Genomic DNA, 14,389 nt, shown 5'->3' with positions numbered 1-14,389 from the left:
GCTCATGAGCCTACGCGCGGACGCGATCTTCCCTGCCTCTTTCGTTTGAGACGCGACGGATACGGGCATCCGCCAGAGGGAGGGAGTAGGCCCTCGATCATGGGTGGTCAGGGCTGATCCAGAAGCGCTCGTAACCGCCTGAAACCATGATGCAATTCCTCCCCCGCGCCGTCGCCGCCCTCCTCTTGGTGGGCCTCGCTGCGTGCAGCGGCTCCGGGGAGGAGGAGGCCTCGGGCCAGTCGCACGAGGTCCAGGGCGGGACGAAGGACCGGGCGCACAACTACGCGGTCGGCATCGCGAACAAGCTCGGGTCGGTGTGCTCGGGCACGCTCATCGCGCCGAACCTGGTCCTCACCGCGCGCCACTGCGTCGAGGCGCCGGCGGCGAGCAACGCGAAGAAGATCGTCGAGTGCACGGACAGGTTCCGCGAGAGCACGGCGCCGGCGAACCTCTTCGTGACGACGGAGCCGGTCATCCGCGGCGCGAAGGTCCTCTACGCCGTCGCCGACATCGTGACGCCGTCGTCCGACACCTATTGCGGCAACGACATCGCGTTGCTCCGTCTGACGAAGAACATCCCGGCGCGAGAGGCGGAGCCGGCGATCCCGGTCGTGCAGTTCTCGATCGGCGACGCGCGTCTCACCGGCAAGATCACGGCGCTCGGCTACGGCATCACGGCGCCGAACGCGGCCGATCCGGGCACGCGGCGTATCCGGCAGAAGATCGACATCATCTGCCTCCCGGGCGACGCGTCCTACGACTGCACGCAGACGATCTACGCGTCGATGATGGACAACGAGCGCGAGTTCATCACGCAGGGCTACGTCTGCTCCGGCGACTCGGGCGGCGGCGCGTTCGATCAGGGCTCCATCGCGAGCGGCACGCCCTACGTCCTCGGCGCGCTCTCGCGCGGCCCGCAGTCGGACACGCAGTGCCTCGCCGCGATCTACTCGCGCACGGACAAGCACGCCGACCTCATCATCAGGGCCGCGCAGCACGCCGCCGCCGCGGGCGGCTACGCCGCGCCGGGCTGGGCGACGGGCGCGGCGATCGTCGATCCGGAGAGCGCGGGTGCGCAGGAGGACGGCTGCGACGGCGACATCTGCACGTCGACCGACGGCACCGACCCGACCTCCGAGGCCCCGCCGATGCAGACGACGATCACGACGACGACGACGTGCAGCGCGAGCCCGGGCACGGCGCGCACGAGCGCGGGGGCGCTCGCGTTGTTCGCGCTCGTCGCGTGCGCCGCCGTCCGCCGCCGCCGCCGCGCGTAGCCGCGTCACGGTCGCGGCTCGATCGACCGGCAGCAGCGAAAGCCGAGGTGGTAGTTGGTGTGGATCGCCTGATCGACGGGCTCGACGTGCCAGCGCGGATCGAAGTTGCAGTGATCGGGGTACGCCGCCTCCTTCATCACGGTCGACGCGAGCGGAGGCTGCCCGGGCTCCTTCGCCAGCTCGACGTAGAACCAGCACGGAGCGACGCATCCCCGCGAGCCTACGGCGTTCTGCTCTAGCTGGAAAAACACGGAGTGACTGGATCCTTGCACCTCCGGATCCGAGCGTCTCGTTGCGCAGACACCAGCGCAAGTAGTTGGAAATGCCCGATTTCAGATTGGGCACACATGGTGCTCCTCTGTAGGGCATGCTCCGCAACGCATCCCTCCTCGGTCTCGCCTCTCTCCTTCTCGTCGCCGGCTGCGCCGCCGAAACGGACGAGACGTCCGCCGAAGGCAGCGAGGAGGCGATCACCTCGGCCTCGCAGGACAAGGTCCTCGACGTGCCGTTCTACTTCTCGGTGCCGAAGTCGGCGATCACGACGCCGCTCAACCGGAGCGCGTACCCGTACCCGACGGTGTGGAACCCGTCGACCGAGGTCGAGGAGGCGGGCCTCCGCGTCATCGCGGTGAATCAGAACGGGACGAGCGTCGCGAACCGTCGCGCGGCGCGCATCGACATGGCGAAGAAGCTCGGCAAGGCCGGCGTCCTCCAGGACGGGGACATCACGCTCTCGCTCCGCCCCAACCTCGCCGGCACGATGCCGTACCCGCACATCCAGATGGGCGTCACGCACGCGAGCCTCGTCTACACGCAGAACGGCGAGGCCTTCAACATCGACTCTCCGCTCGACAGCGATCACGTCGGGCAGTTCAGCGCGCCGTTCTTCGTCGGCGGGCCCGCGTCGAACGGCGTGAACGAGCCCGGCGTCGACGCCATCCAGATCATCCGCCCGCGCAACATGACGGACGCGCGCCGCGCGCAGCTCCGCACGTGGGTCGGCGCGCTGAAGGCGGGCATCAACCGCATCAACGGCCAGCGCGCGCAGGTGAAGTTCCAGAAGGACTACATGGCCCCGCGCTTCGCCGCGACGGGCATGACGCCGAAGCAGACGGTGACCAAGCTCGGTCAGATCATCCTCGAACAGGACAAGACGACGAAGCTCCCGATGTACTGCTCCGAGTTCGCGTGGCACATGAACGCGCTCTCCGCGTGCAGCGCCGAGGAGATCGAGAACGCCGGCCCCGAGGGCGCCGACTGCGTCGACCCGGTGTTCGATCCGATGCCGCTCGTCACGACGGAGGAAGGCCAGATCGGCCTCGCGGAGGGTCCGCTCTCGAACGTGCTCGTCGCGCCGGCGGCGGACCGCGCGAAGCTGATCGGCCAGATCTTCGCGCCGGGCGATCCGGGCGCTCTCTCGTCGGGCCACCGCGCGGTCGCGGAGCAGGTCGCGCCGCTCATGAACGGGCTCTCGCAGTTCTACATGGGCAAGGCGTCGGGCGCCCCCGCCGACCTGCTCGCCGCGGGCGGCGCGCAGCTCAACGCCGGCGTCGGCAACGTCGGCAACTACTCGCCGACCGCGTTCATCGCGAACGCCACGCTCCCCGCCGGCGTCCGCCAGCTCGACTACGTCGCCACCGTCGTGTTCGTCGACGGCGCCGCCGACTACGCGAAGGCGCAGCGCCTCGCGCAGAACCCCGTCCCCTGATCGCACTGCATCCACCGCAAGAAGGAGAAAGCCATGAGCCACATCGAAGCCACGCAGGGTGCAGGGACGTTCGCGACGCAGGGCGCGGGCACGTTCTGACTCCAACGAGCTCGCGATCGAAGCGAGCAACGCGCGCGCGAGCCGCGGCAAGGGCACGACTCGGCGCGATCTTCTTCATGACGTTGCACGGACGTCCTCTCGACCGCGAGCTCGTCGCGTGCGGCGCTGCTACCGTCCTCTCACCGGCGAGGCTTCGGCGCAGCGCCGTGCTCCGCCGACCACCGCCGCGTGCACCTCACCTCCGCATGCTGCGCCTTCGCGTCGACCTCCGCCGTCGTCGGTCAGGAACGGCCATGAATCGCTCGCGCCCGGCGCCGAAGGACCCGCCTTCTCCAAGTAGCGCCCCACGCTCTTCGGCCGGGCCTCGCGCCAGCCGTATCGGCCCCTGCCCGGTGGGGTAGTTCACGGCGCACGAGCCGATCTCGGAGAGAAGTCTCTTGAGGCTGACGGGCCAGGCCGCGCTCTCCTCGACGCCGGCAGGATCGAGCGTCGCGGCTCCGTCGACGCCCTCACCGAACTCGGAGCTCGACGGCTCGTCGATGAAGCCTTCGTCGAAGAGGCTTCGCAACGTCATCGAGTAAGACAACGGGTGTTGCCACCCGAAGCTCCGTGGGACCCGCGCCGGGGCGAAGAGCGTATCCTTCGAGCCGCTCGTGCTGGTTCCGGGGCGCGTGCCGAGGCGATCATGGACATCGATGCGCGACGACGACAGGTGGAGGAACGACCGGACGACGTGGCCGCGTGGTTCGCGCTCGCGTCGGCGCTGTCCGACACCACGCGGTACGAGGAGGCGGCCGATGCGTGGACGCGGGCCGCCGCGCTGGCGCCCGTCGATCACCGCGCGTCGGCGCACTACAACGCGGGCAACGGATGGCTCGCGGCCGGGCGTCCGGACGCGGCGGTCGAGGCTTATCGCGCGGCGCTCGCCGCCGGCTTCGACGAGGTGGGCGTGCTCCACGGCTGGGCGCTGGCTCACGCGCGCGCCGCCGGGCGCGCGGCGGCGCGGGGTGACGACCTGCGGGCGGTCGACGACGCCGCGGCCGCGATCGTCGGCGGCGCCGCGGCTGCGATCATCGACGACGCCGCGGCCGCGATCGTCGACGACGCCGCGGCCGCGAGTGTCGGCGGCGCCGATGGCTGGGCCCTGCTCGGGACGTGGCGCGCGGAAGTGATGGGGGACCGACGGCGCGCCGTGCCGGCGTTCGAGCAGGCGATCGCCCTCGACGCGGAGGCGGGCGACGGCGAGTGGTGGCTGGAGCTCGCGCGCTGTCGCGTCGCGCTCGGCGAGCCGGCAGCCGCGTCGACGGCCAGCGATCGCGCGCGGGAGCTCGACCATCCCGGCTGGTTCGACGTCGACGTCGCGGTGGCGTCGACGCGCGGCGACGCCGAGACGTTGCTCGCGCGTTGGGGCGCGCAGCTCGCGCTGCCAGGACGCAGCGCGGCGAGCGTGCGGTTGCTCTCGGCGCTGGGGCGCGACGAGGCGGCGCGGGAGCTCGCGGCCGCGCGGCTCGACGACCCGTCGACGCCGCAGGCCGAGCGCATCGAGCTGAGCGAGGCGCTGGCCGAGACGGCGCTCACGCGCGGCGATCCTTCCGCGGCCCTCGACGCCCTCGACCGCGGCGGCAGCGAGCGCGACGCGAGCGCCGTGCTGCGCGCCCGCGCGCTCGTGGAGGTCGGGCGAGCCGACGCGGTCGACGCCGTGCTCGCGCGCTGGGAGAACGCCGGCGCGACGGCGCCGCCGGCGGTGCGGATGGTCCGCGCGATGGCCGCCGCCGCGCGGGGCCACGCCGTCGAGCCCACCGCGCTCGACGTGATCGATCCCAGGCCCTCGTGGTTTCGCCTGCCGGGGAAATAGGTCAGGCGCTCAGCGTGCCGCCGGCGCCGAAGAGGTCGATCCCGCGCTCCGACCAAAAGGCGTTGAGCCGCGTGCTCGCGGCCGTGCAACGACTCCTGCGCGACGAAGCTACGTCGACGGCGAGCTCCGTGACACGCGACGGTCGGGGTCCCCCGAACGGGGGATGGTCAAGTCGTAACGGATCGAGAATAATGCGCGGCTCGAGGCCCAGAAAGGGGGATTGGATGGTTCGTCGCGGTTGGTGGCTCATCTTCGTGCTCGTGGTCGTTGCGCTCGCGTTCGGCGGGTGCGGAGGCGACGACCCCGACTCGTCCTCCAGCACGACGTCCTCGACGTCCTCGACGTCCTCGACGTCCTCGTCCGGCGGAGCCGAAGGCGGCGCGAGCACGTCGAGCAGCAGCACGTCGAGCAGCGGCTCGACCTCGTCCTCGTCGAGCGGAGACATCGACGGCGGCTCGGACGGCGGCTCGGACGGCGGGGGCCCCGCATCGACGATCGAGGCGATGCTGCCCGTGACGTCGGTCGCGGTGAAGCATCCCGCGGACATCGGCAAGAGCATCTGGGTCCACGGCTATTACGGGAGCGCCGTCAACTACGGGTCGGACGGGCGCGGATACCTCGTCGACAAGGCCATCCGCCTCATCACCGATGAAGCGATGCCTGGCTTCTCGTACGTACGGCTCGACGGGACGCTGCCGCCCGAGACGATGGATCTCTCCGAGGTCATCGTCTTCGGCGAGATCAAGGACTTCGCCGCGGTCACCGGCCAGTTCGTGACGGAGCCGACGGCGCTGATCACGGTCCGCGCGTTCGTGCAGATCGCGCCGAAGGTGCCGGCGCTGACGTGGGACGTCACGCTTCAGACCCCGGACGCGGACGCGACCGAGGAGGCCAAGGGCCAAGGCGCGCGCCCGTTTGGCGAGGGCGAGCACCGTACGATCGAGGTGCCGACCGTCCCGCACGGCGGCGTCACGCCGATGGGGACCCAGGCTTCGAGCTGCGACCGCTCGATCATCATCAGCGGCGGCGTGAACGCGAGCAACAACGCGCCTCGCTACAAGGTCAACGTCGTCGCCAAGCACGACCGGATGAAGGCGCTCGGCTTCACCGACGATCAGATCGAGATCTTCTACAACGACGGCGCTCCGATCGATGTCGACGGGGAGAACATCGTCGACAAGGGCACGAGCAAGGCGGACATCACGGCTCACCTCCAGGCGCTGCTCTCGTCGATGCCGGCGAGCTGCACGCTCACCCTCTTCGTGACCGATCACGGCACCGGCTACGATCCGCAGCAAGGCTGGGAAGGCGCGCGCCTCGCGACCACCGGCCCCGAGGCGACGTCGCCCGGCGCGCAGAAGTTCGCGGAGAGCTCGATCAAGGTCGACCTTCGCAACCGCGTCATCAAGTCGGGTCAGTTCGTGATCGACGGACGACTCGCCCTCCTCGTCGAGAAGGACGGCACCGGCAAGACGCGGGTCTGGAAGCGCAGCGCGGGCAATTGGGTGAGCGTCGACTACGGCGCGGACAACTTCCTCTCCGAAGCCGAGGCGAACGTCGACATCGACGGAGACGGCACGCTCGCGGACGACTTCGGCGTGGACGTCGCCAACCTCGCGAACAACCTCCCGACGACGCAGCACCTCGACTGGAGCGAGGACACCGATCGCGACGGCGCCGCCGACGTTCGCTTCCGCTGGGACGGAGAGAAGTACCTCGCCGAGCGCCTGGACGACGGCACGTGGAAGCCGATGGGCGCCGACGTCGACGGCGACTTCGTCATCGACACGGAGGACGGCGGTCTCGACTGGGATCTCGACGGCGATCGCGACGACATGGTCGGCTTCCACGAGGGCATCAACCTCTGGGGCAAGGAGGTCCTCTGGGACGACGAGCTCGCGAACCTCCTCGGGCCGCTCCACGACAAGGGCGTCCACGTCATGGTGGAGATGGTGAGCTGCTTCAGCGGCGGCTTCGTCGACAACTTGCGCGGCAAGGTCGAGAACATCGTCACGGGCTCGGCCGAGGACACGAAGCACTACAACGCGCTCGTCGGCGGCAAGCCCACCGCGGTCGACGAGCTCGAGTTCCTGAAGGAGCTCCACGGCATCGACAGCAAGAGCTGGACGACGGCGTGGGACAAGGCCCAGACCGCGCATCTGACGGCGATGGGCACGAACGCCGCCCTCCAGAAGTACACGCGCTACGAGACGCCCTTCTTCGCGAGCAACTCGAAGTTCCAAGCGATCGGCACCGCGGGGGAGTACAACGTCGAGCTGGACATCCCGGCGGCGCTCCAGGGCCAGGTCTACGACTTCGAGTTCATCTACGGCCTGCAGCAGCCGCGATGGCTCGGGAACGTGCTCTTCCCGAACGGCTTGCCGCCGAACACGTTCAGCGAGCCGGCTCCAGGCGGGATCCGAATCTACAGCGGCGATCCGATCCCGAACGGGCTCAAGCTCAAGATCCAGGGCGGGCCCGGCAGCCAGCAAATCCGGATCAACTACACGGATATCCTCCACCAGACGCTCGGATACACGTTCGCGACGCCGGGCACCGTCGCGATCCCGAAGGAGATCCACGTCGCGCAGCTCAGCGGGACGTTCGCTCATATCGGCCCCGGCAACAGCACGGTCCACGGCTCGGTGAAGATCGAGGACAAGAACAACGGCCCCGTCGCGAACGCGACCGTGACGCTGACGATGAACGACGGTGCCCCGATCACGGTCACGACGACCGCGAGCGGCTCCGCGAGCTACACCTTCAGCATCAACCAGTTCGGGACGTACGTCGTGAAGATCACGAACGTGACCGCGCCCGACTCGACGTACGTCCCCGCGCAGAACGTCGCCAGTCAGGTCACGGTCGTCGTCAACTGACGCGTAGGTTCGTCAGACCGAGGTCCCGGACGCGTAGCGGCGGCGCGCCCACTCGCTCATCACGATACCGGCCGCGACGGCGAGGGGGAGCGAGTGGTTCACGCCGTAGATCGGGATGCCCAGCGTCTCCGCCGCTCGATCGGTGAGCGTCTTCGGTAGGCCGAAGCGCTCGCTGCCGAAGAGGAGGACGACGCCGGATGGGAAGCGCTCGATCGCGTAGAGGCTCTTCGTCGCCGCGTCCTTCTCGACCGCCCAGAGCGGGCGCTCTCCGACGTGCGCGAGGAGCGCCGCGTCGTCCGGGACCTTCACGATCGTCTCGTACCGCTCCATTCCCATCGAGGCCTTCTCGTAATATGGGCCCTCGCCGACGAGGATGATCTCGCGCGCGAGGAAGTTGTGCGCGACGCGGATGATCGCGCCGACCGCGAACGGGTTCTCGGCCGCGTGGAGCGCGACGGAGAAGTCGCTGCGGAGCGGCGCGAGCGCGGCCCGCACCTCCTCGTCGCTTGCGTCGAGCGGAACGGGCAGCGCCATGTGATAGATCCTAGCGGCTCAATGGTGAACGAGCCGATGAGCCCGGTCGTGGCGGTGTTGCTGGGCGTGGTGGAGGGGCTGACCGAGTACCTGCCCGTCTCGTCGACGGGGCACCTCATCCTCGCGAGCCACTTCCTCGGGCAAGAGAGCGAAGGCGCGGACGCCTTCGACATCGTGATCCAGCTCGGGGCGATCCTCGCGGTCGTCGTGCAGTACCGGAAGCTCCTCGCGATGCGCGTGGTCGGCCTCGCGCGGCGCGAGCGCGCGAGCGTCCAGCTCCTGCTCGCGCTCGCGCTCGGCTTCGTCCCGACGGCCATCGCCGGGCTCCTCCTGCGGAAGAAGATCAAGGCGCTCCTCTTCGGGCCGACGCCGGTCGCCGCCGCGCTCATCGTCGGCGGCATCGTCATGATCGTCATCGAGGCGATCCGCGCGCTGCGCGCGAAGGGGAGACCCGAGGACGAGCAGAGCGGCCTCGTCGGGCTCGAGCACGTGACGCCGAAGCGCGCGTTCTTGATCGGCCTCGGCCAGTGCGTCTCGATGTGGCCCGGCTCGTCGCGCTCGATGTGCACGATCGTCGCGGGCCAGCTCACCGGCCTGTCGACCGCGACCGCGGCGGAGTTCTCGTTCCTCCTCGGCCTGCCGACCCTCGGCGCGGCGACGCTCTACGAGATGCTCAAGTCGCGCCACGCGCTCGCGGAGATCGGCGTCGCGAACGTCGCGATCGGGCTCGTCGTCTCGTTCGTCGTCGCGTGGGCGGTCATCGCCGCGTTCATCGCGTACCTGAAGAAGCGCGGGCTCGTCCCGTTCGGGATCTACCGCATCCTCCTCGGCATCGGCGTGCTCGCGCTCTTGCGCTGACGCTCTCGCTCTCGCTCAGCGGACGTCGCTGTCGTCGTTGCTGCCGTTGCCGCTGCAGGCGCAGGCGCCGTAGTTCGTGTTCTGATCCGGCACGCCGCCGCCGCACTGCGGGCCTTCGCAGCCGTCGGGATCGGGCGGGCACGACTCCGGATCGTCGTCCGGATCGGTGCACGGGCTGTCGTCGACGCCGCCGGAGCTGCTCGAGGACGAGGACGTGGAGCTGGAGGTGACCCCCGACGACGTCGCCGGCGGCGGATCGATCGGGTTCGAGCCGGAGCTGCTGGTCGAGGACGACGAAGACGACGAGCTCGTCGAGGTCGTGCACTGGCCGTAGCAGTTGCCGGACGTACGCTCCTCGCACGTCTCCGGGTTGCCGGAGCTGGAGGTCGTGCTGCCCGAGCTCGACGTCGTGGTGCCGGACGACGAGGACGTAGTGCCGGAGGACGAGGAGGTGATGCCGGAGGACGACGAGGTCGTGGTGCCGGACGAAGACGAGGTCGAGGAGGTGGTGCCGCTGGTCCCGCTGCTCGACGGCGGCGTGTACGTCTTGACGACGACGGGGTCCTTGTACGGATCGTCCTTGCCGCTGTCGCAGTTGTTCGTCTGCTCCTGGACCCAGCCGCTCACGCCGTCGACGCGTGCAATATACAACTTGCCGGTCGTCATGCCCTGACCGGTCGCGACGCCGACGATGTGGTTCCGCGCGTCGAGGACGGCGCCGCCGGTGTCGAGCGTCTCGCCTTTGCCCATCTCGGTGACGTACGAGTTCGGGAACGTCTTGATGCGCGTGAACGTGCTCGGGATCGTCGTGAACGACGCGCCGCTGCCGTGGATGCGCGTGCCCGCCGCGCCCGCCGCGAGCGGCGCGGACGCGACCTTCGGGTACTCGGCGAGGCGGATCGGGCGATCGAGGTAGATGACCGCGACGTCGTGCTTGCGCGGGTGCGACTTCGAGCTGTTGTAGACGAGCCAGTCGTACGTGACGCCGCGGACGCCGTTCGCGGTCTTGCCGTCGGCGGTCTTGACCGACCACTTGGTCTTGCCCGACACGAGATGCGCGGCGGTGAGGACGAGGCGCGGAGAGATGAGGATGCCGGAGCCTTCTCCGATGCGCGCGCCGCTCTCGTCCTGGAGCGTCAGCGCGACGTTCGCGGAGCGGATCGTCTCGGCGGAGGTCGTCTGCTCGGTCGCCTCGTCCGCGCCGTCGCACCCCGTCATCGTCGCGAGGGAGCTCGCGAGGATGGCACCGCACGCCAGGCCGAGAATCGAAGTCCGGATGTTCACGACGTTCCTCCAAAAACTGCCCGACACCAAGGGAAAGGTGTGCAGGTAGGTGATGGATACATACTTCGAGAACGGCCATTGTCGAGGCGGAGACGCACAAAATCTCTCGTGAATTCCTCCATCTACGCTGAGGACTCGAGACCTCACGAACGCCTACCCCATGGAACGATGTAGGTTTCTGTCGTCTCAATCGGGTGACACGACGTTCCGCATCAGGGCGATGGAATCTGAAACCGCTCTTCGCTAATGAAGGTGCCGGGCGCTCGCGCGCGCGAGCACTCTTGACAGGGGAAGGGCCGCGACTAGAGTGCGCCCTCCCCAAAGCCCGAACACGTAAAAACCGCAGGAATTTCTTCGAATGCCGACGATCAATCAGCTCATCAACCACGGGCGGCTGGCTGCGCGCGTGAAGACCGCGTCCCCCGCTCTCAAGAGCTGCCCGCAGAAGCGTGGCGTCTGCGTCCGCGTCTACACCACCACGCCGAAGAAGCCGAACTCGGCGCTTCGCAAGGTGTGCCGCGTCCGCCTGACGAACGGCATGGAAGTCACCTCCTACATCCCGGGCGAGGGGCACAACCTCCAGGAGCACTCGGTCGTCCTCATCCGCGGCGGCCGCGTGAAGGATCTCCCGGGCGTTCGCTACCACGTCGTTCGCGGCACGCTCGACGCGTCGGGCGCCATCGGCCCGTCGTCGACGAACAAGGCGAACCGCAACCGCAAGCGTTCGAAGTACGGCGTGAAGCGCCCGAAGGCCTGATAGTCCGGAACCACGAGAAGAGAGCAGAACTATGCCCCGTCGTAGAGAAGTCCCGAAGCGCCGCATCATTCCGGACCCCAAGTACAAGGACAAGCTCGTCTCGAAGTTCACGAACACGCTGATGTTCGACGGCAAGAAGGCGGTCGCGGAGGGCATCCTCTACGGCGCGTTCGACGTCATCGGCGAGCGCTTCAAGGAGGACCCGATCGAGGTGTTCCGCAAGGCGCTCGACAACGTGAAGCCGAAGCTCGAGGTGAAGAGCCGCCGCGTCGGCGGCGCGACCTACCAGGTCCCGGTCGAGGTCCGTCCCGAGCGCCGCGTCGCGCTCGCGATGCGCTGGCTCGTCCTCTACTCCCGCGACCGCGGCGAGAAGACGATGCGCGAGCGCCTCGCCGCCGAGTTCGTCGACGCCGCCCAGGGCCGCGGCAACGCGGTGAAGAAGAAGGACGACACGCACAAGATGGCCGAGGCCAACAAGGCCTTCGCGCACTACCGCTGGTAGCCGAGCGCGCACGCGCCCGCGTGATGGGAGACGCCCGCGGCCCTCTGGCTCGCGGGCGTTTCTGCGTTCTGCGCACCGCCTCTACGAAATGCGCCGGCTCTGCGCGAAGCAGAGGGGTCGGTTGTACGGGCTCGTGAACGACGCGAGGTAGTCCTCGGCGGACTTTCGGACGATGCGCGAGTCGTGCTTCGAGAGGGCCTCGACGACCTCGCGCGGGACGTGTCGCCGCGCGTCGCCGCCGTCGGCGTCGAACGCGTAGAGGTAGGCGCAGCGGAGCGCGAGCGCGGCGACGTTCGGATCGGGGTCGGCGAAGAGATCGCGGAAGAACGCCGCGCGCGCGGCGGCGTCGCCGATCGACTTGCCGATGTGGTCCATCCAGTCCTTCGAGCGATGGAGACCGAGGCGTCTCGCGCGCTCGGGGTGGAGCTCCCAGAGCAGCTCCACCGCTCGGAGGCGCACGAGGAAGTCCTCCGGCAGCTCGAGCTCCACGACCGCTCGCTCGAGCCCGGCGCCGAGGCGCTGGCTCGGCTCGAGGCGCATGCCGTGGAGCGCCAAGATCGCGACGCGGAAGGGCGCCCCGTACGTGCTGCCTTCGAGCTCGTCGAGGCAGATCGCGAGCGCTCCCGGCGCGGCGCGGAACGCGGGCAGCTGCGGGGCCGCGCCTTCGTGAGGGTTCGTCGAGAACTCGCCGCCGTCCCAGCCGGACTTCGTCGCTTCGGCCGCACACGCGGCCTCGAAGAGCTCCTTCGCCGCCGCGCTCACGGCGCCTACACTACCCGGTCCAGGGAGGCCGGGCACGTCGAAGCCGCATCGAGCGGGGGAACGTGAGGTAGGCTCTCGCGGGCGTGAGCAGCGACACCGTCATCACGTTCGTCGTCCTCGGGGCGACGATCCTCCTCTTCGTCCTCGATCGCTTTCGGCTCGACGTCGTCGCGCTGGGGTCGCTCCTCGCGCTCGCCGTCACGGCGGTCGTGCCGGTCGACGTCGCGCTCTCCGGGTTCGCGAACCCGGCCGTCATCATGATCGCGGGGCTCTTCGTCGTCGGGGCGGCGCTCACCGAGACCGGCGTCGCCGACTGGCTCGGGCGGCACCTCGACGCCGTCGCCGGCGCGACCGAGACGCGCGTGATCGTGGTCACGATGACGGCGACCGCGTTCGTCTCCGCCTTCATGAGCTCCACCGGCACCGTCGCGATCCTGCTCCCCGTCGTCGGCACGCTCGCGCAGCGCCGCGGGATCCCCGCCGCGCGCCTCTTCATGCCGCTCGCGTTCGCGGCGCACCTCGGGAGCAACCTCACCCTGATCAGCACGCCGCCGAACCTCCTCGTCAGCGACGCGCTGCGCGAGGCCGGGCGCGAGCCGTTCCGGTTCTTCAGCTTCACCGCGCCCGGGCTCGCCGCGCTCGCGGTCGGCGTCGGGTACATGGCGCTCCTCGGACGCCGCGTGCTCCCCGCCGGCGAGAAGGCCGATCTCGTCTCGCGCGCGCTGTCCCAGAGCGATCTCGCGACCGAGTTCGGGCTCGGCGGCGCGCTCCGCGTAGCAAGCGTCCCCGCCGCCTCGTCGCTCGTGGGGATGACGCTCGCCGCGGCGAACCCGCGCGCGGCGCACGCCGTCACCGTCGTCGCGATCGAGCGCGCCGGCGAGGCGCTCCGCGTCGTGCCTCCCGTCGTGTTCGCCGCCGGCGACGAGATCCGCGTCCTCGGGACCGACGCGGCGATCGAGGCGTTCGCCGCGCACTTCGCGCTCGATCTCCGCCCCGGCGCCGCCGAGTTCGCGCTCCCGTCGGAGGAGTCGCTCGCCGAGGTCGTGCTCCCGCGGCGCTCGAGCCTCGTCGGCCGCACGCTCCGCGACGCGAAGTTCCGTGATCGCTACCGCGCGAACGTCTTCGCCGTCCGCCGCGCCGAAGGGAGCGCGTACGTGTGCCACTCCTCCTCCGCGCTCCGCGATCTCGTCCTCCGCGCCGGCGACGCGCTCCTCGTGAAGGGACGCCGCAAGTACCTCCGGAACCTCGGCGACGAGCGCGCCAACTTCGTCCTCGTCGCGGAGCCGGACGCCGCTCCCGTCGCCCTCCTCGATCGCCCGCACGCGATCGGCTCCGTCGCGATCACGCTCGCGATGCTGCTCGTCATGGCGTTCGGTTGGCTCCCGAACGTCGTCGCCGTCCTCCTCGCCGCGATCACGCTCGTCCTCACCGGCTGCGTGCGCCCCGCCGACGTGTACCGCTCGGTGAACTGGGAGAGCATCGTCCTCATCGCCGGCATGATCCCGCTCGCGACCGCGCTCGAGCGGACCGGCGGCACGCGCCTCGCCGTCGCCGCGGTGGAGCAGGTGCTCCACGGCGCGAGCCCGATCGTGGTGCTCGCGCTCCTCGTCGCGATCACGTCGGGCCTCGGGATGGTCCTCTCCAACACCGCGACCGCGGTCCTCGTCGCCCCGATCGCGCTCAAGCTCGCGGCCGCGTTCGGCGTCCGGCCGGAGCCGTTCCTCATGGGCGTCGCGTTCGCCGCGTCGGCCGCGTTCGCGACGCCGATCGCGTCACCGGTGAACGTCCTCGTCATGACGCCGGGGAGCTACCGCTTCACCGACTACACGAAGGTCGGGCTCCCGCTCCAGCTCCTCGTCCTCGCGACCGCGGTCGCGCTGATCCCGCTCGTGTGGCCGTTCTGAAGCACGAGC

Annotated in this window: 14 protein-coding genes; 9 read left to right on the top strand and 5 right to left on the bottom strand. The window is 69.8% G+C overall.

The genetic code is table 11. From position 1 onward, the window contains the following. Positions 1-146: 146 nt before the first annotated feature. The gene (locus KF837_16645; GenBank protein ID MBX3228953.1) at positions 147-1,277 is read left to right on the top strand and encodes a trypsin-like serine protease; all 1,131 of its coding nucleotides are present in this window, start codon (positions 147-149) and stop codon (positions 1,275-1,277) included. 5 nt (positions 1,278-1,282) lie between these two features. On the opposite strand, the gene KF837_16640 is transcribed toward KF837_16645, so the two are convergent. Then, positions 1,283-1,528: a hypothetical protein gene (locus KF837_16640; protein ID MBX3228952.1), complete on the bottom strand. Its 246-nt coding sequence runs from the start codon at positions 1,526-1,528 to the stop codon at positions 1,283-1,285. Between the two features lie 116 nt (positions 1,529-1,644). Here KF837_16640 and KF837_16635 point away from each other — a divergent pair, with 116 nt between their 5' ends. From KF837_16635 to KF837_16625, 3 genes are all read left to right on the top strand, one after another. Then, on the top strand, positions 1,645-2,985 hold the full coding sequence (locus KF837_16635; protein ID MBX3228951.1) for a hypothetical protein: 1,341 nt from the start codon (positions 1,645-1,647) through the stop codon (positions 2,983-2,985). A gap of 497 nt (positions 2,986-3,482) precedes the next feature. After that, positions 3,483-3,626 carry a hypothetical protein gene (locus tag KF837_16630; GenBank protein MBX3228950.1) on the top strand — a complete coding sequence of 48 codons (144 nt, stop codon included), beginning with the start codon at positions 3,483-3,485 and terminating at the stop codon, positions 3,624-3,626. A 152-nt stretch (positions 3,627-3,778) separates the two neighbouring features. Then, complete coding sequence (locus KF837_16625; GenBank protein ID MBX3228949.1) at positions 3,779-4,900, top strand: tetratricopeptide repeat protein; 1,122 nt, start codon at positions 3,779-3,781, stop codon at positions 4,898-4,900. A 1-nt stretch (position 4,901) separates the two neighbouring features. Here KF837_16625 and KF837_16620 read toward each other — a convergent pair whose 3' ends face one another. Beyond that, complete coding sequence (locus KF837_16620; GenBank protein ID MBX3228948.1) at positions 4,902-5,447, bottom strand: hypothetical protein; 546 nt, start codon at positions 5,445-5,447, stop codon at positions 4,902-4,904. Between KF837_16620 and KF837_16615 the strand changes: the two genes are divergently transcribed. Further along, the gene (locus KF837_16615; GenBank protein ID MBX3228947.1) at positions 5,404-7,779 is read left to right on the top strand and encodes an Ig-like domain repeat protein; all 2,376 of its coding nucleotides are present in this window, start codon (positions 5,404-5,406) and stop codon (positions 7,777-7,779) included. The genes KF837_16620 and KF837_16615 overlap by 44 nt on opposite strands. Before the next feature lie 12 nt (positions 7,780-7,791). Here KF837_16615 and KF837_16610 read toward each other — a convergent pair whose 3' ends face one another. Next, positions 7,792-8,313 (bottom strand): TrmH family RNA methyltransferase, encoded by a 522-nt coding sequence (locus tag KF837_16610; protein ID MBX3228946.1) that lies wholly within the window; start codon positions 8,311-8,313, stop codon positions 7,792-7,794. Positions 8,314-8,349: 36 nt separating this feature from the next. Between KF837_16610 and KF837_16605 the strand changes: the two genes are divergently transcribed. Beyond that, positions 8,350-9,171, top strand: a complete 822-nt coding sequence (locus KF837_16605) for an undecaprenyl-diphosphate phosphatase (protein ID MBX3228945.1) — start codon at positions 8,350-8,352, stop codon at positions 9,169-9,171. A 15-nt stretch (positions 9,172-9,186) separates the two neighbouring features. On the opposite strand, the gene KF837_16600 is transcribed toward KF837_16605, so the two are convergent. Beyond that, a complete protein-coding gene (locus tag KF837_16600; protein MBX3228944.1) occupies positions 9,187-10,455 on the bottom strand; it encodes a trypsin-like peptidase domain-containing protein in 1,269 nt (422 codons plus the stop codon). Positions 10,456-10,813: 358 nt separating this feature from the next. Here KF837_16600 and rpsL point away from each other — a divergent pair, with 358 nt between their 5' ends. Then, positions 10,814-11,212: a 30S ribosomal protein S12 gene (rpsL, locus tag KF837_16595; GenBank protein MBX3228943.1), complete on the top strand. Its 399-nt coding sequence runs from the start codon at positions 10,814-10,816 to the stop codon at positions 11,210-11,212. A gap of 31 nt (positions 11,213-11,243) precedes the next feature. Continuing rightward, positions 11,244-11,714, top strand: a complete 471-nt coding sequence (gene rpsG / locus KF837_16590) for a 30S ribosomal protein S7 (GenBank protein MBX3228942.1) — start codon at positions 11,244-11,246, stop codon at positions 11,712-11,714. Between the two features lie 81 nt (positions 11,715-11,795). Here rpsG and KF837_16585 read toward each other — a convergent pair whose 3' ends face one another. After that, entirely contained in the window at positions 11,796-12,476 is a 681-nt protein-coding gene (locus tag KF837_16585) for a hypothetical protein (GenBank protein MBX3228941.1), read from the bottom strand. Between the two features lie 83 nt (positions 12,477-12,559). On the opposite strand from KF837_16585, the gene KF837_16580 reads away from it, so the two are divergent. Next, entirely contained in the window at positions 12,560-14,380 is a 1,821-nt protein-coding gene (locus KF837_16580) for an SLC13 family permease (GenBank protein MBX3228940.1), read from the top strand. Positions 14,381-14,389: the final 9 nt, after the last annotated feature.

This window comes from Labilithrix sp. (genome assembly GCA_019637155.1).
Classification (GTDB): domain Bacteria; phylum Myxococcota_A; class Polyangia; order Polyangiales; family Polyangiaceae; genus Labilithrix.
The sequence above is the reverse complement of the archived record's forward strand: the minus strand, read 5'-3'. Positions and strand labels throughout refer to the sequence as shown.